Source organism: Actinomadura xylanilytica (genome assembly GCF_030283145.1).
Classification (GTDB): Bacteria; Actinomycetota; Actinomycetes; order Streptosporangiales; family Streptosporangiaceae; genus Spirillospora; species Spirillospora xylanilytica.
In genome coordinates, this window is record NZ_JASNWE010000001.1 from 1231573 (window position 1) to 1254926 (window position 23354).

The 23354-nt window shown below is 74.5% G+C and carries 24 protein-coding genes; 4 read left to right on the top strand and 20 right to left on the bottom strand.

Annotated elements, in window-relative coordinates; genetic code table 11:
• Positions 1 to 11: 11 nt before the first annotated feature.
• The 7 genes from mutM to rsmD all read right to left on the bottom strand — a co-directional run bounded on the left by mutM (position 12) and on the right by rsmD (position 5740).
• Positions 12 to 974, bottom strand: coding sequence for a bifunctional DNA-formamidopyrimidine glycosylase/DNA-(apurinic or apyrimidinic site) lyase (mutM, locus tag QP090_RS05725; protein WP_285937414.1), 963 nt, complete (start codon positions 972 to 974; stop codon positions 12 to 14).
• Positions 967 to 1764, bottom strand: coding sequence for a ribonuclease III (gene rnc / locus QP090_RS05730; RefSeq protein ID WP_285937415.1), 798 nt, complete (start codon positions 1762 to 1764; stop codon positions 967 to 969). The genes mutM and rnc overlap by 8 nt, the downstream gene beginning before the upstream one ends.
• A 265-nt stretch (positions 1765 to 2029) precedes the next feature.
• Positions 2030 to 2209, bottom strand: a complete 180-nt coding sequence (gene rpmF, locus QP090_RS05735; protein WP_285937416.1) for a 50S ribosomal protein L32 — start codon at positions 2207 to 2209, stop codon at positions 2030 to 2032.
• Between the two features lie 51 nt (positions 2210 to 2260).
• Complete coding sequence (locus tag QP090_RS05740) at positions 2261 to 2881, bottom strand: YceD family protein (protein WP_285937417.1); 621 nt, start codon at positions 2879 to 2881, stop codon at positions 2261 to 2263.
• An 88-nt stretch (positions 2882 to 2969) separates the two neighbouring features.
• Positions 2970 to 3449, bottom strand: coding sequence for a pantetheine-phosphate adenylyltransferase (gene coaD, locus QP090_RS05745; RefSeq protein WP_285937418.1), 480 nt, complete (start codon positions 3447 to 3449; stop codon positions 2970 to 2972).
• A 92-nt stretch (positions 3450 to 3541) separates the two neighbouring features.
• A complete protein-coding gene (locus QP090_RS05750; RefSeq protein WP_285937419.1) occupies positions 3542 to 5029 on the bottom strand; it encodes a penicillin-binding transpeptidase domain-containing protein in 1488 nt (495 codons plus the stop codon).
• A 147-nt stretch (positions 5030 to 5176) separates the two neighbouring features.
• Positions 5177 to 5740 (bottom strand): 16S rRNA (guanine(966)-N(2))-methyltransferase RsmD, encoded by a 564-nt coding sequence (gene rsmD, locus QP090_RS05755; protein WP_285937420.1) that lies wholly within the window; start codon positions 5738 to 5740, stop codon positions 5177 to 5179.
• Between the two features lie 184 nt (positions 5741 to 5924).
• Between rsmD and QP090_RS05760 the strand changes: the two genes are divergently transcribed.
• On the top strand, positions 5925 to 7058 hold the full coding sequence (locus QP090_RS05760; RefSeq protein WP_285937421.1) for a hypothetical protein: 1134 nt from the start codon (positions 5925 to 5927) through the stop codon (positions 7056 to 7058).
• Positions 7059 to 7163: 105 nt separating this feature from the next.
• Here QP090_RS05760 and QP090_RS05765 read toward each other — a convergent pair whose 3' ends face one another.
• The 6 genes from QP090_RS05765 to QP090_RS05785 all read right to left on the bottom strand — a co-directional run bounded on the left by QP090_RS05765 (position 7164) and on the right by QP090_RS05785 (position 15866).
• Positions 7164 to 8960, bottom strand: a complete 1797-nt coding sequence (locus QP090_RS05765) for a serine/threonine-protein kinase (RefSeq protein ID WP_285937422.1) — start codon at positions 8958 to 8960, stop codon at positions 7164 to 7166.
• Between the two features lie 151 nt (positions 8961 to 9111).
• Positions 9112 to 10047, bottom strand: a complete 936-nt coding sequence (locus tag QP090_RS05770; protein ID WP_285937423.1) for a HEAT repeat domain-containing protein — start codon at positions 10045 to 10047, stop codon at positions 9112 to 9114.
• 64 nt (positions 10048 to 10111) lie between these two features.
• The gene (locus tag QP090_RS37610) at positions 10112 to 10225 is read right to left on the bottom strand and encodes a putative leader peptide (protein ID WP_432763012.1); all 114 of its coding nucleotides are present in this window, start codon (positions 10223 to 10225) and stop codon (positions 10112 to 10114) included.
• A gap of 82 nt (positions 10226 to 10307) precedes the next feature.
• Positions 10308 to 11744, bottom strand: coding sequence for an MFS transporter (locus QP090_RS05775; protein WP_285937425.1), 1437 nt, complete (start codon positions 11742 to 11744; stop codon positions 10308 to 10310).
• Positions 11745 to 11944: 200 nt separating this feature from the next.
• Complete coding sequence (locus tag QP090_RS05780) at positions 11945 to 14224, bottom strand: ATP-dependent DNA helicase RecG (protein ID WP_285937426.1); 2280 nt, start codon at positions 14222 to 14224, stop codon at positions 11945 to 11947.
• Positions 14225 to 14264: 40 nt separating this feature from the next.
• Positions 14265 to 15866, bottom strand: a complete 1602-nt coding sequence (locus tag QP090_RS05785; RefSeq protein ID WP_285937427.1) for a DAK2 domain-containing protein — start codon at positions 15864 to 15866, stop codon at positions 14265 to 14267.
• Positions 15867 to 16106: 240 nt separating this feature from the next.
• Between QP090_RS05785 and rpmB the strand changes: the two genes are divergently transcribed.
• Complete coding sequence (gene rpmB / locus QP090_RS05790) at positions 16107 to 16301, top strand: 50S ribosomal protein L28 (protein WP_067632165.1); 195 nt, start codon at positions 16107 to 16109, stop codon at positions 16299 to 16301.
• A gap of 144 nt (positions 16302 to 16445) precedes the next feature.
• Here rpmB and thiD read toward each other — a convergent pair whose 3' ends face one another.
• The 3 genes from thiD to QP090_RS05805 all read right to left on the bottom strand — a co-directional run bounded on the left by thiD (position 16446) and on the right by QP090_RS05805 (position 19576).
• Positions 16446 to 17282 (bottom strand): bifunctional hydroxymethylpyrimidine kinase/phosphomethylpyrimidine kinase, encoded by an 837-nt coding sequence (gene thiD / locus QP090_RS05795; RefSeq protein WP_285937428.1) that lies wholly within the window; start codon positions 17280 to 17282, stop codon positions 16446 to 16448.
• Positions 17283 to 17359: 77 nt separating this feature from the next.
• Positions 17360 to 18295: a cellulose binding domain-containing protein gene (locus tag QP090_RS05800; protein ID WP_285937429.1), complete on the bottom strand. Its 936-nt coding sequence runs from the start codon at positions 18293 to 18295 to the stop codon at positions 17360 to 17362.
• A gap of 279 nt (positions 18296 to 18574) precedes the next feature.
• Positions 18575 to 19576, bottom strand: a complete 1002-nt coding sequence (locus QP090_RS05805) for a thiamine-phosphate kinase (protein ID WP_285937430.1) — start codon at positions 19574 to 19576, stop codon at positions 18575 to 18577.
• A 101-nt stretch (positions 19577 to 19677) separates the two neighbouring features.
• Here QP090_RS05805 and QP090_RS05810 point away from each other — a divergent pair, with 101 nt between their 5' ends.
• Together QP090_RS05810 and QP090_RS05815 are read left to right on the top strand one after the other, a co-directional pair.
• A complete protein-coding gene (locus QP090_RS05810) occupies positions 19678 to 19911 on the top strand; it encodes an Lrp/AsnC ligand binding domain-containing protein (protein WP_285937431.1) in 234 nt (77 codons plus the stop codon).
• 7 nt (positions 19912 to 19918) lie between these two features.
• Positions 19919 to 20422 carry a DUF3515 domain-containing protein gene (locus QP090_RS05815; protein WP_285937432.1) on the top strand — a complete coding sequence of 168 codons (504 nt, stop codon included), beginning with the start codon at positions 19919 to 19921 and terminating at the stop codon, positions 20420 to 20422.
• Between the two features lie 67 nt (positions 20423 to 20489).
• On the opposite strand, the gene QP090_RS05820 is transcribed toward QP090_RS05815, so the two are convergent.
• The 4 genes from QP090_RS05820 to QP090_RS05835 are packed head-to-tail and all read right to left on the bottom strand — an operon-like array spanning position 20490 to position 23348.
• Positions 20490 to 21041: a nuclear transport factor 2 family protein gene (locus QP090_RS05820; protein ID WP_285937433.1), complete on the bottom strand. Its 552-nt coding sequence runs from the start codon at positions 21039 to 21041 to the stop codon at positions 20490 to 20492.
• Positions 21041 to 21235 (bottom strand): ferredoxin, encoded by a 195-nt coding sequence (locus tag QP090_RS05825; RefSeq protein WP_285937434.1) that lies wholly within the window; start codon positions 21233 to 21235, stop codon positions 21041 to 21043. The genes QP090_RS05820 and QP090_RS05825 overlap by 1 nt, the downstream gene beginning before the upstream one ends.
• Positions 21232 to 22569 (bottom strand): cytochrome P450, encoded by a 1338-nt coding sequence (locus QP090_RS05830; protein ID WP_285937436.1) that lies wholly within the window; start codon positions 22567 to 22569, stop codon positions 21232 to 21234. The genes QP090_RS05825 and QP090_RS05830 overlap by 4 nt, the downstream gene beginning before the upstream one ends.
• Positions 22566 to 23348 carry an SDR family oxidoreductase gene (locus QP090_RS05835; protein WP_285937437.1) on the bottom strand — a complete coding sequence of 261 codons (783 nt, stop codon included), beginning with the start codon at positions 23346 to 23348 and terminating at the stop codon, positions 22566 to 22568. The genes QP090_RS05830 and QP090_RS05835 overlap by 4 nt, the downstream gene beginning before the upstream one ends.
• Positions 23349 to 23354 lie beyond the last annotated feature (6 nt).

Genomic DNA, 23354 nt, shown 5'->3' on the forward strand with positions numbered 1-23354 from the left:
GGTCCGTTCGGTTAGTAGCGCGCGCGGCGTGGACGCGGCTGGCACGTCGGGCAACTGTAGGAGGAGCGGTTCATGAACTCGTCGCGGCGGATCGGCGTGCCGCAGCGGCGGCACGGCTCGTCCCGCCGCCCGTAGGCGTCGAGCGACCGTTCGAAGTAGCCGCTCTCACCGTCGACGTCGACGTAGAGGTTGTCGAAGGACGTCCCGCCGACCGCGAGCGCGGCCGACATGACCTCGCGCGCCGCCGTGAGCACCCGGCCCGCCTCGGCCCGGGTGAGCGTCTCGGTGGGCCGCGCCCAGTGCAGCCGGGCCCGCCACAGCGCCTCGTCGGCGTAGATGTTGCCCACCCCGCTGATCAGCGACTGGTCGAGCAGGGCGCGCTTGAGGCCGGTCTGGCGGCGGCGCAGCGCGCGGAAGAACGCCTCCTCGTCGAACGCCTCCTCCAGCGGGTCGGCGCCGATGTGCGCGATCGTCGCGGGGACCGGCGCGCCGCCACCGCCGCCGGTGACGGCGTCGGGCACGAGGTCGGAGACCATGAGGTGCCCGAACGTCCGCTGGTCGACGAAGCGCAGGTCGCGACCGCCGTCGGTGAAGGTGATCCGCACCCGCAGATGCTTCTCCCGCTCGCGGTCGGGCTCGCCCACCAGGAGCTGGCCGCTCATGCCCAGATGCGCCAGCAGCGCCTCCGCGGGCGCCCGCCCCTCCCCGCCGCCGCCGGACCCGGTCCCGGCGGGCAGCGCGCATTCTGGGGCCTCGTGCGGGGCGTCGTCGGCCAGCGGCAGCCACAGGTACTTGCCGCGGCGGCGCGGAGGCCGCACGGTGCGTCCGGCGAGCCGCCCGGCGAAGTCGGCCGGACCCGTCTCGTGCCTGCGGACGGCCCTCGGGTGCAGCACCTCGGCCGCCGCGATCGTCCGGCCGGTCGCCCAGCGTTCGAGCCCCCGCCGGACGACCTCGACCTCGGGCAGCTCAGGCACCGGCCGGACCCGCCGGGCGGATGCCGTCGCCGCCGGTCCCGACCCCGGCCCCGCCGTCGGAGGAGGAGCCGGAGTCGCGCGCCACGACGATCTCGCGGATCGCGTTCCAGGCGGCCTCGGCGGCGTGCTGCTCGGCCTCCTTCTTGCTGCGGCCCTCGCCCGCCCCGTAGGTGGTGCCGGCGACCCGTACCGAGGCGCGGAACGTCTTCTGGTGGTCGGGGCCGCTCTCGGCGACGTGGTACTCGGGCACGCCGAGCTCCTCGACCGCCGTCAGCTCTTGCAGCGAGGTCTTCCAGTCGAGGCCCGCGCCCAGCCCCGCCGAGCGGGCGATGAGCCCGTCGAAGAGCCGGTGCACCAGGGCGGACGCCTCGTCCAGGCCCTGGTCGAGATAGACGGCGCCGATCAGCGCCTCCAGCGTGTCGGCGAGGATCGAGGACTTGTCCCGGCCGCCGGTGCCCTCTTCGCCCCGGCCGAGCCGGATGTGGGCGCCGACGCCCAGGGAGCGGGCGACGCCCGCCAGGGCCCGCATGTTGACCACCGCGGCGCGCAGCTTGGCGAGCTGCCCCTCGGGAAGGTCGGGGTGCCCCCGGAACAGGGTGTCGGTGACGACGAGCCCCAGCACCGAGTCGCCCAGGAACTCCAGGCGCTCGTTGGTGGGCAGGCCGCCGTTCTCATAGGCGTACGAACGGTGCGTAAGCGCCCGTTCGAGCAGGGAAGCGGTGACCTCCACGCCGAGCGCGCTGCTCAGTTCCGCGCGATCCGGCACCGGACCGGACTTCTTACCGCTCACAGGCCCTCCTCACAGGCCGGGCGCCGCGGGGTGCGCGGTCGCCGTCATGGCGCGTGACGGCCTGGGGCGCGGACGCACGGCGGGAGGAGAGGTCCTCGAAGACGAGGTGCGCGCCGGTGGTCAATCCCGGCGTGCACCACGGCTCCGGGCTCCGGTCCTCTGCCGGTCACCACGCCGACGTCACCCGCCGGGTGGTCGATGCCCGGCACCTTGAGGGGCGGGCCGCGTCACGTACGCGGATCCGCCCCCCAGGATGCGAAAGAGCTCAGGCCGACGGGGCGATGACCTGCCGCCGGTCGTAGGTGCCGCACGTCGCACACGCGGTGTGGGGCAGCTTCTTGTCGCGGCAGGTCGGGCAGTCGACCAGGGTCGGAACCGCGGTCTTCCACTGCGAACGCCGGTGCCGCGTGTTGCTGCGCGACTTCTTGCGCTTGGGGACGGCCACGTCAGCCCTCCTGCTTTCCGTATCGTGGGTCGAATGGACTGCGGGGGAAGATTATCCCCCGCTCCCCGCGTCGGGGGAGCCCGGCTCCGTCTCCGCGTCGGTACGCGGGACATCGCCGGTCAGGCCCTTGAGCGCCGCCCACCGGGGGTCGGCGACATCATGGTGGTGGTCAGGTCCGGCGTCGGCCAGCCTGGCACCGCACTCCGTGCACAGGCCGGGACAGTCGTCCCGGCACAGCGGGGACAGCGGCAGCGCGAGCACCACCGCGTCCCGGAGCAGCGGCTCGAGGTCGATCAGGTCGTCCTCGAGGCGCAGCTCGTCGTCGCCCGCATTCCCGCCGGAGCGGGTGTCAGGATAGACGAAGAGCTCCTGGAAGTCCGCCTCGAAGCTCGAGGCGATCGGGTCGAGGCAGCGCGCGCACTCCCCTTCGAGGGGGACCGTCGCGGTGCCCGTGAGCAGCACCCCCTCCAGGACCGCCTCGAGCCGCAGTTCCAGCTCGATGGCCGCACCCTCGGGGACGCCGAGCATCTCGACGCCGAAATTCTCCGGAGCCGGCACGGACAGGCGCTTCTCCTTCGACGATCCGGGTTGCCTGCTCAGCGCTCGGGTATCGAGCACGAGCGGGGCGTGGGGATCGAGGCGGGACAGCGGATTCCTGCTTTCGTGAGGCATGGCGAATGACGACCGTCGTTCACGGCCGCTGTCCAGGGTACCGAACGACGGCACGTGCCCGGACCCCCGCCCCTCGGGCCGGACCGGGTCAGGACTCCTGGAGGCGCTTGACGAGCCGTTCGTGGACCGGATCGGGGATCAGCCCGGACACGTCCCCGCCGTACTTGACGATCTCCTTCATCAGGGACGAGGAGAGGTAGGAGTACAGCGGGTTGGTCGACATGAACATGGTCTCCACGCCCGCCATGCGGTGGTTCATCTGGGCCATCTGGAGCTCGTACTCGTAGTCGCTGACCGCGCGCAGGCCCTTGACGATCACCGGGATGTCGCTCTGCCGGCAGAAGTCCACCAGCAGCCCGTGCCATTTGTCGATCTTGACGTTGCCGTACTCCCTGGTCACCTCGCCGAGCATCTCGATGCGCTCGTCGACGGTGAACAACCCCTGCTTGGTCTTGTTGATCATCACCGCGACGACCACCTCGTCGAAGAGCCGGGAGGCGCGGCTGATGATGTCGAGATGTCCGTTGGTGACGGGATCGAATGAGCCGGGACAAACGACACGGCGCACGAGGGACTCCATCCTTGCGAGTGACCTTCTGTGCAGGTGGGCGCCTGCGGCGCGACCGTACCAAACCGTCCCGAAGCCGCCTTCACCCGGGCTCAGCCGCCCAGTCGTCCGATGATGTCCGCCGCGATCGGGCCCGACTCGATCCCGTACCCGTCGGCCTCCGTCATGACCGCCACCGCGTAGCGCGGGTCGGTCTTCGGTCCGAAGCCGATGAACCAGCGGTCGTTGTAGCCGGCGTTCTCGATGTCGGCGGTGCCGGTCTTGCCGCCGGCGATCGGACCGCCCTGGAGCCGCTTGCCGGTGCCCTTGGTGATCACCGCCCGCATCATCGCGCGCAGCTCGGCCGCCTGACCGGAGGTCAGCGCCTGCGAGAGCCTGCTCGCGGACGTCTCGTCCACCACCGCCCCGTCCGGGCCGCGGACCTTGCCGACCAGGTACGGCCGCATGACCTTGCCGTCGTTGATCGCGGCCGAGGCGACCAGCGCCATCTGGAGCGGGGTCGCGACCGTGCTGCCCTGCCCGATCGAGCCGAGCGCGCTGAGCGAGGGCTGGTCGGTCTTCGGGAACGAGCTGGCGGCACCGGACAGGCCCTTCCCGGCCCCGATCCCGTGGTAGAAGCCGAAGCGGGCCGCCTGCTCGGCGACGGCGGTGTTGCCGGGCTTCTCGGCACCCATGAACGCGAACGTGGTGTTGCACGACTGGGCATAGGAGTCGATCAGGGGGATCGCCGGGAGGTCGCACTGGCCGCCGATGTCGCCCACGTCGTTGTTGATCGCCTGCCCCGCCCCCGCCGGACGGTAGCTGCGGCCCGCCCTGACCTGCTCGTCGCCGGACGAGCCCGCGGCGAGGGCGGCCGCCACGACCACCGTCTTGAACGTGGAGCCCGGCGGGAACACCTCGTTGGCCGCCTTGTTGAGCAGGGGCTTGAGCGGCTGGGCGTTCAGCCGGGTGAAGGCGGCCTGGGCCTTCTTGGCGTCGGGGACGGCCACGTCGTTGGCGTCGTAGGACGGGGTGGAGGCCATCACCAGGATCGCCCCGGTGCGGGCGTCCATCGCGACGGCCGCGGCGCGCCGGGCCCCGCTCCCCTTGAGCGCGGCGTAGGCCGCCCGCTGGGCCTTGGGGTCGATCGTGGTCTCCACGGTGCCGCCCCCGACCCGCTTGCCGATGATCCGGTTGACCAGGTCGGTGGTGGCCAGCCGCGGGTCGGTGCCGTCGAGCACGTGGTTCTCGGCGCTCTCCAGGCCGGTCTGGGAGAACAGCGAGAAGTAGCCGGTGATCGGCGAGAAGATCGCGCTCTCCTTGTAGCGGCGCTGGAAGCGCTTGCCCGCAACCGGCACCGACCAGGCCAGCCGCTCGCCGCCGGCGACGATCGGGCCGCGGTCGATCTTGTCGCGCTCGGCGTACTGCCGGCCGTTGAGCGCGTCGTCGCGCAGGTTCTGCGCCTCGAAGCCCTGGACGTAGGTGACGTTGACCATGAGCGCCAGGCCCATCAGCAGCGCCAGGATCCAGGTCCGTCCCAGGGCCTTGTCGATACCGGACCTCAAGCCGACCAGCTCCCCGAAGCTGAAACGATCACTCATCCTGGTGCCGGCGGAAGACGGACTCCGCGGCCTTCGGCCCGGCCGCCGTGCCCTGGCCCTACGTCCCGCCTTCAGCCCTGCCCTTGGGCCTTGCCCTGCCCCTCCCCTCTTGCCCCGGCCGGTCCCGCTGAACCGGCCGGCCGGGCGTCACCCGTCGGTGCGGCCGTACCAGAACACCGCTTCACCGTAACTCCGGTCGCGTTCGGCGGAGTAGCCCGGGGGCCACGCCAGCGCGGCCCCGCGCACGGACCGCTCGACCACGACCAGCGCGTCCGGGGCGGTCCACCCGTTGTCGCGCAGCGCCTCCAGCAGCGCGGTGACGGCCTCGTCCCCCAGTGCGTAGGGCGGATCGGCGAAGATCAGGTCGTACGGCGCGGAGGGGGGACGGCGAACGAGCCGCTCGACCCGGTCGGCGCAGGGCTGCGCGCCGGGCAGGCCGAGCGCGTCGGCGTTCTGCCTGATCACCTTGGCCGCGCGCGGATGCGACTCGACCAGCAGCGCGTGCGCCGCGCCCCGGGAGAGCGCTTCGAGGCCCACCGCGCCGGATCCGGCGAACAGGTCGGCGACGCGCAGCCCGTCGAGGGGGCCGAGCAGCGCCTGCACGGTGGAGAACAGGCCCTCCCGGGCCCGGTCGCTGGTCGGCCGGGTGTCCCGACCCGGTGGTACGGCGAGCCTCCGCCCGCCTGCGCTTCCCGCGATGACCCTGGTCATCCGTCAAGTATCGGGGTGCCGCCGGACCACCCGGCACCCCGGCCGGATTTCCACGAGAAAGGTCAACAAAGGCACCGGGCGCCGCTTGTGGACCTCCACCAAATACCGCCGTCGCTGTTCACATCGACTACATGACGTGTGAACGTGATTGCAGGTTGTGCAACCTACGATCCAGGAGCCTCCCGTGCACCAAGGACAACGACTGGCGGTGACGGCCGGCGCGACGGTACTGGGCATCGCGGCGATGAGCGGCGTCTCGCAGGCGGCCGGGGCGCAGGCCCCCGCCCCGCGCGCCGACCGGCACGACGCCCGGCCGGCCGCCCCGCACCGCCTCGCGCACCAGCCCGCCCGGGCCGCCGCCGGGCACGCGCCCGCGGGGAGAGCGGCCGTCCCGAAGATCAAATGGCCGGGGACGGACGGCCGGACGGCTCGTCCCGGTGCCCGGAGCACCGCCCGCCACGCGCGGGAACTCGTCGTGAAGCGGGTCGCGACGAAGGCGGCGAAGCCCCGCGCGACCCGGGCCGGGAGCCAGGACGGGAACCGCGGTGCCGGTGCCCGGGACGGTGGCGCCCGTGGTGGCGCCCGCGCGAAGCAGGCGCCGCCGCCCCTGCTCGACCTGCGGCTCAAGGCCACGCTGGGCTATGACGAGCGCACCAGGACCGCGAGCGGTGGGCTCGACGTCGGCGCGGGCCTGAACACCCCCGCGGGCGGTGCCGGGGTGCGGGTGCGCACCGGCGGGTCGCTCTCGTTCGCCGACGGCACGGTGCGCGGCGGCGCGCGGGTGGACGGCAACGTCCGCACCCCGGCCGGACGCGCCGACCTGAAGCTGAAGACCGGCGGGACGGTCTCCCCCGGCCGCCAGGTCATCAGCGGCGCAACCGGGCTGGGCCTCAGCGTCACCCCCGCCGGCGGCCGGCCGCTCGCCGCGAACGTCGGGCTGAGCGGCTGCCTCGGCTCGGGCTGCGCGGAGGCGCCCGTGCCGCCGGTGCCGCCGACACCCCCAACGCCGCCGCCTCCCACCCCGCCGAGCCCCCCGACGCCGCCGACACCACCGACACCACCGCCGGGCGACGGGTCGATCCCGCCGAGCCCGACGCCGCCGCTGCCCGAACTCCCGCCGTCGTCCCCGCTCCTGCCCGCGCTCCCCGCGGGCGGCGTCGTCGAGCCCGGCGCGTCCGCGGCGTCGATGGCACCGCCCGCCGGGCTGCCGTTCACGGGTGCCGACAGCCTCCCGATCGTCGCGCTCGGCCTCGGCGCCGTCCTGGCGGGCGGCGCCGCGGTCGCCGCCACCCGCAGGCGCCAGGCCCGGGAAGCCTGAGCGTCCGCCACTGAAGGTTCACCGCTGAAGGGGCGTCTCCCACTGGGAGGCGCCCCTTCTTCATCCAGGCTGCGGGGGGGCAGAGGCCCTGCGCGACCGATGCGGTCAGCCGCCAGCCGCGCCCTCTGAGGAGAGCCGTTCGCTCTTCGCGATCTGCCAGCCGGCGTTCGACTTTTGCAGAAGCAGCCGCTGGAAGGTCATCTTGTCGGACTCCTTGCAGGCGCCCCGCGCGCACGAGCCCACGACGGCCAGCGCGGTCACCTGCTGGGCGTTCCCTCCGGCGCGCAGGCCGACCTCCACCGGCGTGCCCTCCGCGACCGCTTTGTCGGCCGCCACGGCGGCGAGCACGGCCTTCCCCTGCGCGGCGGGCCAGGACGAGGCGCCGATGTCACCGCGCACCGAGTTTGCGGCGAGGATGTACAGGGTGTCGAGGAGCCAGCCCCCGTCCTGCCTGACCATCGTCACCCGCATCGGGTACTGGAGCAGCTTCGTGGGCGCGTTCGCCGACTTCACCGTCCGCTTCACGTAGGACAGGACGGTGACCCGGTCGGCCGCCGAGGCCACCACCCCGGAGTCGACCACCTCGGTGCCGATGGAGCTCCTGGTCTCCTGGAGCCGGTTGCGCCAGTTGTCGGCCTGCAACTGCCTGTCGTACTCGGTCTTGTAGCGGGACGTGACCCGCCGGTGCGCCGCCGCCACGTTCTGGTCGACGGTCTTGTAGTCGAAGCTGAGGACCGCGCTGATGGCACCCGCGGCCGGTGCCGTCACGGCCTGCGCGGCGGCGGGCGGGACGGCGGTGTCGGGGACGCGCGGCGCGGGGCCTTCCGAGCCGCGGTCCGACATCAGCCCCCAGGCGGTGCCGCCGCCGGCCACCAGGAGCACCGGGACGGCGACGGCGAGGGCGAGCCGTCCGCGCCGGCGGCGGGACGGCGGCGGGACGGTCCGGGCGTCCGGGCGCGGCTCGGCCGGGCCACGGCCGGCGCCGCCGCGCTCGACCTGGTGGGTGGGCGGCGGGATCCGCACGTCGCCGGCGAACGAGGCGCCGGTACTGAGCGCCCCCTCCGGCCGTTCCTCGGCCTCGTGCGCGAGCGGCGCCTGGAGGCCGAGCAGGTCGAGCAGCACCCGCTGGGCGTCGGGGCGCGCCGCCGGGTCCTTGGCCAGGCAGGCGCCGACGATGCCGCGCAGCGAGCCGGGCAGCGGCGACAGGTCGGGGTCCTGCTGGAGGATGCGGTGGAAGACCGCGGAGATCGTGTCGTTGCCGAACGGGTGCCGCCCGGTCGCGGCGAACAGCATCGTCGAGCCCCAGGCGAACAGGTCGACGGCGGCGCCCAGCTCGGCGTCGGTCACCTGCTCGGGTGCCATGTAGGAGGGCGTGCCGACCACACCGCTCGCCTTCGCCGCCGACGGGCCGAGCACGCGGGCGATGCCGAAGTCGATGACGCGCGGGCCGTCCGGCCCCATCAGCACGTTCGACGGCTTGAAGTCGCGGTGCAGGATCCCGGCCCGGTGGATCGCCGCCAGCGCGGTGATCGTGCCGATCGCGAGCCGGTCGAGGTCGGTGCCGGCGCGCGGGCCCGAGGCGGCGAGCAGCCCGGAGAGCGAGGGGCCCGGCACGTACTCGCTGACGACGTAGGGGAGCTCGCCGGACACGTCGGCGTCGAGGACCTGCGCGGTGCAGAACCCGGCGACCCGGCCGATGAGCTTCATCTCCCGCTCGAACCGGCCCCGCCACTCGGGGTTGCGGCTGAGCTGGGCGCGCAGCAGCTTGACGGCCGCCTGCCGCCCGTCGCCGGTGCGGCCGAGGTACACCACGCTCTGCCCGCCCTCGCCCAGCCTGCCCACCAGCTCGTAGCGGCCCAGCCGCGCGGGATCGTCCGGCAGCAGAGGTCGAACGGGCGTCATGGGTTCTCCTCCGTCGCGTGCGGACCCGCCACGGGAGCTGTACCCGCCCGAGTGCCGGATGGCCCTTTCTTCCGTCACTCGTTAGACGCCTGTGATCACCGATGTGTTCGGTGCGTGCCGGCCGCGCCGCGTCCGTGCGCGGCCCGCCGGATCAGGCGAGCGCCCAGCGGGCCTGGGTGCGCACGCCCGGGTCGGGATCGGCCAGCGCCTCGGTGAGCGCGGTGACGACCTCGGGCCGTCCGGCCCCGGCGCGGAGGCCGCCCGTCCACTGCTCCAAGGACTGGACCGCGGCCCGGCGGACGTCCGCGGTGGGGTCGCGGAGGGCACGGACCAGCGGGCGGACGGCGGTTTCCGGCGTCGCCGCCCCCAGCGCGAACGCGGCCCGGCGCCGCACCTGCCAGCTCGGGTGCGCGACGGCGGTCACGACCCGTCCCTCCAGGGGCTCGGGCACGCCGAGCCGGGCGGCTGCGTCGAGGGCGGCCATCACCACGACCGGGTCGTGGTCGGCGAGGAGATGGTCCAGGGCGGGCGTCCCGGCGGGCGCGGCCAGCCGGGCCAGGCCCTCGGCCACCGCCACCCGGATCTCGCGGGACGGGTCGTCGGCGGCCTCGGCGACGGCGCGGACCGCGCGGAGCCCGACCAGCCCGAGGACGGCCTGGAGCCGCACCTGGGGCTCGTCGTCCTGGAGCCCCTGCGCGTAGAGCTCCCCGGTGCCCTGGACCAGGATCGCCAGCAGGTCGGCGGCCGTCTCCCGGACGAAGGGGTCGCGGCCGCGGGCGGCGGCGAGCAGCAGGGCGTCGACGCCGTCGTCCCCGAGGTGGACCTCGGGGAGGCCGCGCAGCGCGTCGGCCGCGAGGCGGCGCACATCCTCGTGCTCGTCGGCCAGCGCCCAGGCGAGGGTGTCGCCGACGCCGCGCGGGGCGTCCTCCGTCCCGGCGATCTCGGCGAGTGCCTTCAGGGCGGCGGCGCGCACCGCGGGTTCGGGGCCGCGGAGCCGGGCCTCGATGTCGGCGAGGCGGAGGTGCTCGGGCCGGGGCGGCCCGATGGCGGGGAGGGGGTCGGGGGTGGTTCGGCCGGTGATCGTCATGGCGGGCCTCCGGGAAGCCGTCGGATCCGGGCGCCGGCGCCGCGGCCGGCGGAAGGGGGCGGGATCAGCGACGGGTACAGAGGGCGCCGGCCTGGCGCCGGAGGTCGACGTGGAGCCGCACGGTGAGGGGCGCACTCGGATTCACCTTCATCCGCTCATCGTGACCCCAGTTTCCCATCAAGTCAACTGGATAAGTAGGAAATATGCACGGGACAGAGGGACCGCGCCACGCGCGGCCCCCTCGCCCGGCGGGCGAACGGTCACGCGGCCCGCTCCGCCGCCGGCTCGGCCGGCCCGTCCGCCCGAGCGGAGGCGCCGCGTCCGCGCAGCAGCGCCAGGCCGAGCACCGCGCCCGCCCCGGCGATCACGGCCGCCACCACGAACGCGGCCCGGAACCCGTCGGTGAGCCGCGCGGCGTCGCCGATGGCGTCCGCGCCCCGGGACGCGGCGAACGCACCCGCCACCGCCAGTCCGAGCGCCGAGCCCACCTGGTAGGTGGTGTTGACGATGCCCGAGGCCAGACCGCTCTGCTCGCCGGGCACCCTGGAGATCGCCGTCATCATCGTCGGGATGAAGGCCAGCGACATGCCGAGCGCCGCGACCATCGAGGCCGCCAGCACGTCCACCGCGAAGCTCCCGTCCGGACGCGCCAGCGCGAGCCAGCCCAGGCCGAGCGCGAGGATCGCCATCCCGGCGACCGCGAGCGGCTTCGTCCCGAACCTGCCCATCAGCCGGCCGGTCACCCCGACCATCAGGACCATCACCGTGACGGTCATCGGCAGCAGCGCCGCGCCACTGGCGAACGCGCCGAAGCCGAGCACCTGCTGGAGGTACAGGTTGAGGAAGTACCAGGCCGGGATCCACGCGCCGCCGAGCAGCGCGAACACCACGTTCGCCGCCGCCAGGTCCGGCGTGCGCCACACCGACAGCGGCATCAGCGGGTGCCGCAGCGTCCGCTGGACGAGCACGAACACGGCCAGCAGGACAGCCGCCCCCGCGAGTTCGAGCAGCGTCCCGGCCGAGCCCCAGCCCTGGTCCGGGGCCCGGACGATCGCGAACACCGCCAGCGCCAGCCCGCCCGTCACCGCGGCGGCGCCGAGCACGTCGATCGAGCCGCGCCGGGACCCGACGGCGGGCAGCACGGCCGGGACCGCGGCGAGCGTGGCCAGGCCGATCGGGACGTAGAGGATGAACACCCACGGCCAGCTCAGCCACTCGGTGAGCACGCCGCCGAGGAACACCCCCGCCGTGCCGCCGGCCGGGGCCGCGGCGCCGTAGAGCGCCATCGCCCTGCCGAGCTCCCGCGGGTTCCGCCCGAAGATCGTCATGAGCAGCGTCATCGACGCGGGGGCGATCAGCGCGGCGCCGACGCCCTGGACGCCGCGGCCGAGGAGCTCGGTCCCGGGGTTCTGGGCCGCCGCCGCGACGATCGAGCCGACGATCAGGACGGCCCAGCCCGCACTGAAGACCCGCCGGGCGCCGAGCAGGTCGGCCAGCCGCCCGCCGAGCAGCAGCAGCCCGCCGAAGACGATCACGTACGCGTTGAACACCCATTGCAGGCCGCCCGGCGAGAAGCCGAGGTCGCGCCGCATGTCGGGGAGGGCGACCCCGATGATCGAGGTGTCCATGATGACCATGAACTGGGCGGTCGCGAGCACGAGGAGCGCCCACCACCGCCGGTTTCCCTGCACGGACACGTCCGCCTCCATATACCTCTAGGGGGTATGTCTGTCTGACGAGAGGGGACGTTAACATACCCCTAGGGGGTTTACTAGGTGACGGTGGTCACAGGGGCGTGCCGACGCCGTTCACGCCGGGCCCGCGGAGGGTGGGCACGCGGAGGCCGGGCCGCGGCCGGTGGCCGGGCCCGGCGGTGCCGGCGGGGTTCCCCGGGCGGTCAGGTCTTTTCGAGGAACTCGGTGCGGTCCTCGTCGAGCAGGGAGGCCAGCTCGGCGGCGAGGCCCGGATGGGCGGCGAGCTCCGGGTCGGCCTCGACCAGGGCGGTGGCCTCCTCACGCGCGTCCCTGATGACGTCCTCGTCCTTCTGGAGCGTGAGCAGGCGCAGGCTGCTCGACCGTCCGGCCTGCGTGGCGCCGAGGACGTCGCCCTCGCGGCGCTGCTCGAGGTCGAGCCGCGACAGCTTGAAACCGTCGGTCGTCGAGGCCACCGCGTCCAGCCGCTCGCGCGCCTTGCTGCCCGGCTCGGCGTCGGTGACCAGCAGGCACAGGCCGTGCAGCGACCCCCGGCCGACCCGGCCGCGGAGCTGGTGGAGCTGCGACACGCCGAACCGGTCGGCATCCATGATCACCATCACGGTGGCGTTCGGCACGTCCACGCCGACCTCGATGACCGTGGTGGCGAGCAGGACGTCCAGCTCGCGCTCGGTGAAGCGGCGCATCACCGCGTCCTTCTCGTCGGCGTGGAGCTTGCCGTGCAGCACGCCGACGCGCAGCCCGGACAGCAGCTCGTCCTGGAGGAGCGGCAGCAGCTCCATGATCCCGAGCGGGGAGCGGCGGCCCTCCTCGTCGGCGGGCGCCGCGTCGACCGCGTCGCCCTCGTCGCCCTCCCGCTCGCCGATCCGCGGGCAGACGATGTAGATCTGCCGGCCCTCCCCCGCCTCCTCGCGGATCCGCTCCCAGGCGCGGGCGAGGAACGCCGGCTTCTCCGGCGGCACCACATGGGTCCTGATCTCGGCCCGTCCCGCCGGGAGCTGGCCGAGCACCGAGGTCTCCAGGTCGCCGAAGACCGTCATCGCGACCGTCCGCGGGATCGGCGTCGCGGTCATCACCAGCACGTGCGGGCGCCCGCCGGTCACCTTCGCGCGCAGCGCGTCGCGCTGCTCGACGCCGAAGCGGTGCTGCTCGTCGACCACGACGAGGCCGAGGTCGGCGAACTGCACGTGGTCCTGGAGCAGGGCGTGCGTGCCGACCACGATGCCGGCCGCGCCGGACGCCACGTCCAGCAGCGCCGCCTTGCGCGCCTTGGCGCCGAGCGAGCCGGTCAGCAGCGCCACCCGGGTCGCGTGCTCGGCCCCGCCGATCTGGCCCGCCCGCCCGAGGTCGCCGAGCAGCGCGCCGATCGACCGGAAGTGCTGCTGGGCGAGCACCTCGGTCGGCGCCAGCAGCGCCGCCTGCCCGCCCCCGTCGACGACCTGGAGCATCGCGCGCAGCGCGACCACCGTCTTGCCGCTGCCCACGTCGCCCTGGAGGAGGCGGTGCATGGGATGGGCGACCGCCAGGTCGGCGGCGATCTCGTCGCCCACCTTCCGCTGCCCGTCGGTGAGGTCGAACGGGAGCCGCGCCTCGAACTCCGACGCCAGGCCGCGGGCCGCGGGCGGCCGGGCCTTGGCCGGCAGCGCGGCGGCGGCCCGCCGGCGGCGGGCGAGCGCGATCTGCAGAACGAACGCCTCGTCCCACTTGAGGCGCTTCCTGGCCCGGCCGAGCTGGTCCCAGCTCCGCGGCCGGTGGATGCCCTCGTACGCCTCGGGCAGCCCGATCAGGGCACGGCGCTCCAACAGGGTGGCTGGAATCGGGTCGGACGGACCGGAGCGAAGCGAGGACCGCCCGGCCCCCTCGGCAGGGGTCCGTGGGTCGTCCCCCGGGGGAAGCGGGTCGGTGGGGAGTTGGAGCTGGTCCAGCACCATGCCGATCGACTTGCCCAGGGTCTCGATGTCCAGGCCCTTGGTGGACGGGTAGATCGGGATGATCTCGTCGGCCCACTCCTGCGCGGCCCGCTCGGCGGACTGGGCCTCGACCACCTTGTACTGGGGGTGCGCGAGCTGGCGCTGGGGCTTGCCGCTGCGCGGCCGGTAGGTGCTGATCTTGCCGGCGAACAGCCCGCGGGTGCCCGGCGCCAGGTCCCGCTCGGGGACATAGGAGCCCCTGCGGCCGAAGAAGCTCAGCTTCAGCTCGCCGGTGCCGTCGGTGACGGTGATCTCCAGCACGTAGCCGGGGCTGCGGGTCAGGCTGCGGCCCTGGACCTTCACCACCTCGGCCATCACCGTGACGTGCTCGCCGTCCTCGAGGCCGCTGAGCGGGGTCAGCTCGCCGCGGTGGGCGTAGCGGCGCGGGTAGTGGTGCAGGAGGTCGCCGACCGTGTGCAGGTCGAGTCCCTTGGCCAGCACCTTGGCCGTCTTGTCGCCGAGGACCTTGTGCAACGGCTCGTCCAGATTCGCCACGCCGTCATTTCTAGCCCATCGGGAGGACGGCGGGGTCCGGTCACTCGACGCCGACGAGCAGCGGGCAGCGCTCCTGGCCGCCGTCGTGCACGCCGGCCTCGACGTCCGGGTGCCGTTCGCGGAGGTGCGCCTCCAGGTCCGCGGCGAGTCCCGGCGGCGCGGGCGCGCCCGGGATCAGCGTGACCAGCTCGCCGCCGCCCGACAGCATCCGGTCCAGCAGGCGGCGGGCGACCTCGGCGACGGTGGCGCCGATCATCGCGACGTCGCCCTCGATCAGTCCGAGGACGTCGCCGGGGCGGCAGAGCCCCGCGCTGGTGACGGCCTCCTCGGCGGCGACCTCCAGGTGGCCGAACCGGGTCGCGCCCGCCGCGCGGGTCATCGCGATCACGTCCTCGCCGAACCGGCGGAGCGGGTCGTGCACGGCGAGCGCCGCCAGGCCCTGCACCGACGCCTTGGCCGGGACGACCGCGATACGGGCGCCGGTGTCGCGGGCGCGTTCGGCGGCGGCCTCGGCCAGGGCCAGCACCCCGGGCCCGTCCGGCAGCACGGTGACCTCGTCGCCCGCGGCCAGGATCGCCTCGGCGAGCACGGCGAGGGGCGGCGCCGCGCCCGGCTCGCGGCGGACGACGCGGGCGCCGTGCGCCTCGAACAGCGCGGCCAGCCCGTCGGCGGCGGTGACGGCGACGATGGCGCGGCCGGCGCCGGACGCGTGCGGCGCCTCGTCCGGGACGTGCAGGAAGGTGACCCGGAGGCGGTGCGGCCGGCCGACCGCGAGGCCCGCCTCGATCGCGGCGCCCGCGTCGTCCACGTGGACGTGGACGTTCCAGAGGCCGTCGCCGCCGACGACCACGAGCGAGTCGCCGAGCCCGTCGAGGGCCTCGCGCAGCGCCGGCATGGCCTCGTCGGGCGCGTCCAGCAGATACATCACCTCGTACCCCGGACCGGGCGGTTCCGGGCGCTCCTCCCCCGCGGGCGCGCGTCCGGCGACGCGGACGGGCACCTCGTACCGCTCCGGGTACTCGTCGGTGATCACGGCGACCAGCGCGTCCAGCACCACGCACAGGCCGGCCGCGCCCGCGTCCACGACGCCGCTGCGCGCCAGGACGTCGAGCTGGTCGGTGGTGCGGCGCAGTGCCCGCCGCGCTCCGGACGCCGCCGCCCGGGCGGTCCCGGCGAGGCCGCCGGGCGCGGACGCTCCGCCGGTCGCCGCGGACGCCGCCTCCAAGACGCTGAGGATCGTGCCCTCGACGGGATGCTCGACGGCCCTCCGCGCCAGCACGGCCGCGTTCTCCAGCGCCGCGGCGAACGTGGCGCCGTCCGCCACCGCGCCCGGACGGCCGAGGACGTCGGCCAGCCCGCGGAACACCTGGCTGAGGATCACCCCGGAGTTGCCGCGCGCGCCCAGCAGCGCTCCCTGCGCGAGGGACTTCCAGGCCGCCTCGGCACCGCCGGCCGCCAGCGCGTCCGCGCCGGTGATCGCGTCAGCGGACGCGAGCACGGTGAGGTGCAGGTTGGTGCCGGTGTCGCCGTCGGGCACCGGGAAGACGTTGAGGGCGTCGATCTCGGCCCTGGTACGGCCGAGGGCCTCGGCCGCGAGCCTGCTCCAGCGCCGGACCGCCGCCCCGTCGAGGACCTCGCCCACATCCGCTCCCCTCCGCCGTGCCCGCTACCTCTGTACCCTGCGGACCCCGCCCTTGGGAACCGTCCAGGCCGGGGACGGGAGTGGATCGGCGGGACGATTCGCCTAGCGGACGCGCGGTCGGCTACTCTGATTCGTGCGCCTCGTCCGAGACGCTTATCAGTGAGCGCTCCAGGTGACCGGCACCCTGCCCGGCATCAGGGGGCTCCGGTTCAGAGCATCGACACCCACTTGGAGTTTCCCGTGGCTTCCGTCTGCGACGTCTGCGGCAAGGGACCCGGTTTCGGCATGCGCGTCTCCCACTCGCACCGCCGCACCCCGCGCCGCTGGAACCCCAACATCCAGCGCGTGCGCGCCGTCGTGAACGGCAGCACCAAGCGGATCAACGCCTGCACGTCCTGCATCAAGGCCGGCAAGATCGTCAAGCCGACCGTCTGACACGGCCCAGCGCCGAGCACGCCTCAGCCGGCTCACCGGAACTCTCCGGAGAGTCGGCTTTCGCGTTCCCGGCCCGCCGCCCCGGCCTGCGGCCCGGTCCGCTCTCCCGGGCCGCTCTTCCCCTTCGCCCGCGCCGGCGGGCCGCTACCTCGGCGCGCGCAGCCGCCAGCCGTGGTCGACCGGGCCGATGCCCGCGCCGAGGGGGAAGCCCGCCGCGATCGCGCCCGTCACGTACTCCTTGGCCTTGCCGACCGCCGCCGGGACGTCCTCGCCGAGCGCGAGGTACGAGGCGATCGCGGACGCGAGCGTGCAGCCGGTGCCGTGCGTGTGCCGGTTCTCGTAGCGCGGCGCGGTGAAGCGGTGCTCCCGCTCGCCGTCGAAGAGCAGGTCGGCGGGCTCGCCGGGCAGGTGGCCGCCCTTGACCAGGACCCAGGCGGGGCCGAGCGCCTTGACCGCCTCGGCGGCCTCGCGCATCCCCGACTCGTCCACCACCTTGACCCCGGTGAGCTGCTCGACCTCCCACAGGTTGGGGGTGACCACGGTCGCGGCGGGCAGCAGGACCGAGCGCACCGCGCCGACGGCGCCCGGGTCGAGCAGCGCGTCGCCGTGCTTGGAGACGCCCACGGGGTCGACCACGGCGGGCGCGGGCGAGCGGGCCAGCGCCTCGGCGACGATCTCGACCAGGCCGGCGGAGGCGAGCATCCCGGTCTTGATCGCGTCCACCCCGATGTCGGACAGCACCGAGCCGAGCTGGGCCCGCACCGCCTCGGGCGGCAGTTCCCAGTAGCCCTGGACGCCGAGGGAGTTCTGCGCGGTCACCGCCGCGATCACGCTCATCCCGTGGGTGCCGAGCGCGAGCATCGTCTTCAGGTCGGCCTGGATGCCGGCGCCGCCGCCGGAGTCCGAGCCCGCGATGGTGAGCACGAGCGGCGGGGCCTGCGCCGTGGACGGGGCCGGGACCGGGGCGGGGTTCTGCGTCATGACGCCCATTTTAGAGGGGTTCACCGGCGCCGCGATCGGCCCGGTGCCCAGGCCGGAGCGGTGGCGGGGCAAGCGGGTCAGACGCGGGCGCAGGCCAGCCGGTTGAGGATGCAGGACGAGGGGCCGGCCGCCTTGCCGGTGGCGGTGAAGGCGATCTTCACGGACTCGCCGGGGACGAGGGGGCCCGTGCCGGTCTTGCTGCGCACGTGGGTGAGCCGTCCGGTCTTGACGACGGCGGCGCCGGACACCGTCCGGACCGAGACGTTCGGGATCGTGAAGGCGAGCGCCCAGCGCGGCACGGGCCGCTGCCCCCGGTTGGCGATCGTCACGGTGGCACGGAAGCCGGTGGCCGTCGAGGACGTCCGCCGGAACGCCACGACCAGGCCGTCGGCGCGATGCGCTCCGCGGCTCGCGCGCTCCTTCGGGTTGCGCTGCGACACCTGGCTGTCCTTGGGGCCGGTCTGCGGCTCCTTCGGGGCGCCGCCGGCGAAGTTCAGCGAGATCTGCTGGGTGCTGAGCGCGTAGGCGACGACGCCGACCGCGACGACCAGCGCGACGATCGGGAGCAGCGGGACGGGCAGCTTGACGAACGCCTTGGACCAGGTGCCGCGGGTGGACGCGCCGGAGCGCCGCGCTGAGGGCGGCTCAGGGGGCGGCTCATCGGACGGCGGGCCGGGCGGGGAGCCGGGCGGCGGCCCGAGGGGCGTCCCGGGAGGCGAAGCGGAGAACGTGTCGACGCGGGTCTCGGCGTACGGCGCGGCAGGACCGGACGGCGCGGACGGGACGGGAGCGCTGAAGACCAGTTCGTCGGACGGGCCGAAGGCGAGCTCCTCGGCCGGGTCGAAAGGGGAGGTGGTGAGCGGATCGGAAGGCGGCGCGGCCGGCGGGGTCGGCGCGGGGGTGGGCGCGGCGTAGGGCGCCTGGGCCTGCGGCGCCCCCGGCCCGGGGTCGAACGGGGCGGGCGCCTCGGATCGCGGCCCAGGTCGCGGCCCGGGTCGCGGCGGTTCGTCCACGCGCGGCATGCCGAACGGCGCCGTATCGAAAGAGCCCCCAGGTCGCAGGCCGTAAGCGGGAGCACCGGGGAGATCGGGTGCCGGACCGGGGGGCTGTCCGGCGGGGCGTCCGGAAAACGGATCGGCGTCCGCCGGGGGCTCGTCTTCCGGATGTTGGAGCTTGGTGTGTCGTCCCATCCCATCCCTCGTTCGATCACAGGATGTATACCAAACCAGTCCCAATGATGCCTACTGGATGAGTAAAGCGACTCACCCCGCCCCATCCCGTTCTACGTGCGTTTACTCGCCGAAATGGTCCCAGCCGCCGGCCCCGTGGGAGGCCCCGTCGACCGTCACGCCGGTCCCTTCCGCGACCGTTCCGATCACGCTCCAGGATGGCGGCAGGACGGCCGCGGCGGGAAAGGTTCCGGCGAACGCGTGGTCTTCCCCGCCGGTGAGCGCGTACCGCAGCCCGGCCGGGCCGAGCACGTCCGGGACCGGCACCGCCGCGGAGTCCACGTCGATCAGGACGCCGCTCGCCGCCGCGATGTGGCCGAGGTCCTGGAGCAGCCCGTCGCTCACGTCGAGCAGCGCGGTGGCTCCCAGCGCGCGGGCCTCGGCGCCGGCCGCGTAGGGCGGGCGCGGGCGCCGGTGGGCCGCGACCAGTTCGCGCGCCCCCTCGCGTCCGGCGGGGCCGGCCGCGCCCTCCCGGCCGGCGGGGTCGGCGGCGACCTCCCCTGCGGCGGGATCGGCCGTGTCCTGCCAGCCGTCCAGCAGGAGGCCGAGGCCGGCCGCGGAGTGGCCGAGCCGGCCGCGCACCGCGACGAGGTCGCCGGGACGGGCCCCGGACCGGGTGAGCGGCGGCGCCCCGGCCAGGTCGCCGAGCGCGGTGATCGCAAGGGTGACCTGGGGCGCCCCGACGACGTCGCCTCCGGCCACCGCAGCGCCGGCCTCGGCGCACTCGTCGCCGAGCCCGTCGTAGACCCGCTCGGCCCAGCCGACCTCGGTGCCGGGCGGGGCCGCGAACCCGACCAGCAGCGCGGTCGGGCGGGCGCCCATCGCGACGACGTCGGCGAGATTCTGCGCGGCGGCCTTGCGGCCGATGTCGTAGGGGCCGGACCAGTCGAGCCGGAAGTGGCGGCCCTCCACGAGGAGGTCGGTGGTGGCGACCACCCGCCCGTCGGGCGCGGCGACCAGCGCGGCGTCGTCGCCGGGGCCGAGCGGGACGCGCGCGCTCGGCGGCAGCCGGCGGACGAGCCGGGCGATCAGCCCGAACTCGCCCAGTTCCCCGATGGTGCCCATCCGCCCCCGTCCCGCCCTCGGCCCGTGCCGCCGCCCGCCGTTCGGGGTAACACGATACGGTGACCGTTCGACGGCTAATTCTCCGCCCAGGGGAGGACGTGATGGTGCAGGCCTACATCCTCATCCAGACCGAAGTGGGCAAGGCGGCCGAGGTCGCCGGCGAGATCGACGGGATCGCGGGCGTCACCCTCGCGGAGGACGTCACCGGACCCTACGACGTGATCGTTCGAGCGGAGGCGCGGAATGTGGACGAGCTGGGCAAGCTCGTCGTCGCGCAGATCCAGGGCGTCGAGGGGATCACCCGTACGCTCACCTGCCCGATCGTGCACATCTGACCGGGCCGTGCGGCGACCCGCCCGGCGCCTGGACGCGCCCGCCGCGCGTCCGGCCCGGTCCGTCCCGGCCGCCGCGGCCCTCGCCGCGCTGGCCCTGCTGGCGACGGGCTGCGCCGACGGTGCGGTGGCGGTCCCGGTGCCCTCGCCGGACGCGATGACGGCCCGGCTGTGCCAGGGCCTGCGGCTCCCCGAGAAGGTGCACGGCCAGTCGCGCCGCGACACCACTCCCGGCTCGCCGCTGACCGCGGCCTGGGGGTCGCCCGCGATCGCGCTGCGCTGCGGGGTGCCCCGTCCGGCCGCGCTGCTGCCCACCAGCCAGCTCAGCACCATCAACGGCGTCGACTGGTTCGGCCAGCCCGCCGACCGTCCGGTCACCTGGACCGCCGTGGCGCGGCAGTCCTACGTCGAGGTGACGGTGCCCGCCAAGTACAGCCCGCCCGGGGACGTGCTGATCGAGCTGGGCCAGGCGATCACCGCGACCATCCCGGCCAAGCCCGAGGGCCAGATCTGACCCCGCGCTGCGCCCACCACTTCGGTCACCGCAGTTCGGTCACCACAGTTCGGTCACCACAGTTCGGTCACCACAGGGGCACCGGGGTGTCGCCCCGCTGGTAGTAGCCGGGCACGGGATCGCCCGCGGCGGCCCGGTCGAGACGCCGCCGCATCCCGTCCGACAGGACGCCCGCCTTCATCATCTCGACGAACACCGAGGTGACGTTGCCGAGGTCGAACCAGTCGCGCTGCCACGACCAGCGCCGGTCCCCCGCGTAGCGGAACCAGCTCCCGCCGATGCCCGCGACCTCGTACGGGCTGCCGTCGGGGCGGCGCGCGTCGGCGACCTGCTTCCAGAAGCCGACCACCGCGCCGTTCCGCTCGTCCACCAGGATGCTCTGGTAGGGGTAGGACCAGCCGTCCAGCCCGCCCATCTCCGAGCCGAGGGCCAAGTCGCGGATCTCGTCGCGGCCGACGGCCATGAAGTCCTGGCCGGGCCCGATGTTCCAGCCGTAGGTGGCGTCCTCGGTGTAGAGCTCGGCCAGTGGGCGCCAGTCGCCCGCCTCCTCGCAGCGCCGGTTGGTGTCGAGCCAGTGCTCCACCATCGCGTCGAGTTCCTCACGGGGGAATGCGGGCATCACGTCTCCAGCAGCTTGAGCGCCCCGGTCGGGCAGTAGCGGACGGCGGCGGCGACCTGCTCGCGCTGGTCACCGGAAGGTGCGGCGTCGAGGACGCGGACCTTCCCCTTGGGCGGGACCTCGAAGACGTCCGGGGCCTCCAGCTCGCACATGGCGTGGCCCTGGCACAGGTCCGGGTCGGCCTCGATCCTCATCGGCGCCTCCGGTAGCGGACGGCGCAGGGGCGGGCGAGCTGGACGACCATCTTGGAGTGGTCGTTGCGGTAGGTCTCGGACGGCTGCGCCAGCTCGAACTCCCAGTCGCGCAGCAGCACCGAGAAGATCGCTTTGAGCTGGATCAACGCGAAGTTGGCGCCGACGCAGCGGTGCCGGCCGGCGCCGAACGGGATCCAGGTCCAGCGGTTGGCCAGGTCCTCCTCGCGGGGGGAGACGTACCGCTCGGGCCGGAACGCGTCGGGCTCGGGGAAGTCGGCGGCGATCCGGTTGGACACCGCCAGGCTGCACCCGACCATCGTGCCGGCCGGGATCCGGTTGCCGAGCACCTCCTGGTCGGTCTTGGCGACCCGCAGCAACAGGATCAGCGGCGGGTGCAGCCGCAGCGCCTCCTTGACGGCCGACTCCAGCCGCGGGATGGCGCGCAGCGCCTGGAAGCCCACCTCGCGGCCGTCGGCGTACAGCTCGTCGAGCTCGCCGGTGACGCCGCCGAGGGTCTCGGGGTGGCGCAGCAGCTCGATCAGCGTCCACGCGGCGGTGCCGGAGGTGGTGTGGTGCCCGGCGAACATCATCGAGATGAACATGCCGGTGACCTGGTCTGCGGAGAACTTGGGGGGACCGTCCGCCTCCTTGATCGACATCAGCACGTCGAGCAGGTCGCGGTCCTCGCGCGGCGGTCTCGGCGGCCGGGAGTCCATGATCCCCTGGACCAGCTCGACCAGCGCCGCGCGCGCCCGGTCGCGCTTGCGGAAGCTCTCGATCGGGGCGTACGGGTCGACGTAGGCGAGCGCGTCGGTGCCGCGTTCGAGGTCGTGGTAGAGCTCGGCGAACCGCCGGTCGAGCTGCTCGCGGAACTTGCGGCCGATCAGGCACGCGGACGAGGTGTAGATGGTCAGCTCGGCGAACCAGTCGAGTAGGTCGATCTCGCCCGCCTCGCCCCAGCCGGCGGTCATCCGGCCGACCTCGGCGGCGATCGTGGCGGCGTGGCCCTTGAGGAAGGACCCCTTCAGCGCCTGGTTGTGCAGGGCCTCGCGGCGCTGCTCGGGGGTGGCGTCGAACACCACCCCCGCGCCGAAGATCGGGGTCATGAACGGGTACGCCTCGGCCTGGTCGAGCTCCTCGTCCGGCGCGCGGAAGAAGTGCTCGTTGGCCTCGGCGCCCGACAGCATCACCACGCGGCGCCCGCCGATGCGGAACGCGCCGACGTCGCCGCACTCGTCCCGGACGCGGCGCATCAGCGCGATCGGGTCGGTGCGCAGCTCGTCCAGGTGGTCGGGCCCGCCGGACACGGCACGCGGTTCGAGCAGTGCGGTCATGACGACGCCTCCAGCGGTGCCTCGGGCTGCACCTCGACCAGCGACAGATGGGAGCCGCGGGGGGTGCCGACGACGGTCGCGACGGCGGCGGCGACGTCGGAGGGCCGCAGGAAGCAGGGGTGGCGGGCCGCGCCCCACTTCACCCACTCCTCCAGCACCGCGCCGGTGGTCTCGGCGTCCCAGCCCATGCCCATGCCGGTCATGGTCGGGCCCGGCCGGATGATGGAGGCGCGCACGCCGGTGCCCTCCAGCTCCATCTGCATGGCCCGCGCCATGCCCTCGACACCGTTCTTGGCGGCGACGTAGGCGCCCATCCGGGTGCGCGGGACCCGCACGACGTCCGACGACACCAGCACCACGTCGCCGCGCCGGCGCGCGACCATCCCGGGGACCAGCGCCGACACCAGCCGGTGCGCGCCGACCAGGTGGACCTGCACCTGCGCGAGGAACGCGTCGGAGTCGAGCTCGTGGACGCGGTCGGCGGCCAGGTCGCCGGCGCCCGACACCACGACCTCGATGGGGCCGAGCGCGTCGGCCGCGGCGGCGGCGAACGCCTTGACCGAGCCGGAGTCGCCGACGTCCAGGTGGTGGGCGAACGCCTCGCCGCCGCCGGCCCGGATCGACACGGCCAGCTCCTCGCACTTGGCGTCGCGGCGGGCGCCGAGCGCGACGGGGTGGCCGGCCAGCGCCAGCGCGGTGGCGGTCGCGGCCCCGATTCCGGAGGACGCGCCGGTCACCACGGCGGGTCGGCGTTCGGGATGGGGATCGAATCTCGGCACTGACAG

Coding starts and splice junctions, on each gene's coding strand:
- QP090_RS05740 (WP_285937417.1), bottom strand. CDS start 2,881: ATGCCTCACGAAAGCAGGAATCCGCTGTCCCGCCTCGATCCCCACGCC.
- QP090_RS05750 (WP_285937419.1), bottom strand. CDS start 5,029: ATGAGTGATCGTTTCAGCTTCGGGGAGCTGGTCGGCTTGAGGTCCGGT.
- rsmD (WP_285937420.1), bottom strand. CDS start 5,740: ATGACCAGGGTCATCGCGGGAAGCGCAGGCGGGCGGAGGCTCGCCGTA.
- QP090_RS05765 (WP_285937422.1), bottom strand. CDS start 8,960: ATGACGCCCGTTCGACCTCTGCTGCCGGACGATCCCGCGCGGCTGGGC.
- QP090_RS05770 (WP_285937423.1), bottom strand. CDS start 10,047: ATGACGATCACCGGCCGAACCACCCCCGACCCCCTCCCCGCCATCGGG.
- QP090_RS37610 (WP_432763012.1), bottom strand. CDS start 10,225: ATGGGAAACTGGGGTCACGATGAGCGGATGAAGGTGAATCCGAGTGCG.
- thiD (WP_285937428.1), bottom strand. CDS start 17,282: ATGACGCAGAACCCCGCCCCGGTCCCGGCCCCGTCCACGGCGCAGGCC.
- QP090_RS05805 (WP_285937430.1), bottom strand. CDS start 19,576: ATGGGCACCATCGGGGAACTGGGCGAGTTCGGGCTGATCGCCCGGCTC.
- QP090_RS05810 (WP_285937431.1), top strand. CDS start 19,678: ATGGTGCAGGCCTACATCCTCATCCAGACCGAAGTGGGCAAGGCGGCC.
- QP090_RS05820 (WP_285937433.1), bottom strand. CDS start 21,041: ATGCCCGCATTCCCCCGTGAGGAACTCGACGCGATGGTGGAGCACTGG.
- QP090_RS05825 (WP_285937434.1), bottom strand. CDS start 21,235: ATGAGGATCGAGGCCGACCCGGACCTGTGCCAGGGCCACGCCATGTGC.
- QP090_RS05830 (WP_285937436.1), bottom strand. CDS start 22,569: ATGACCGCACTGCTCGAACCGCGTGCCGTGTCCGGCGGGCCCGACCAC.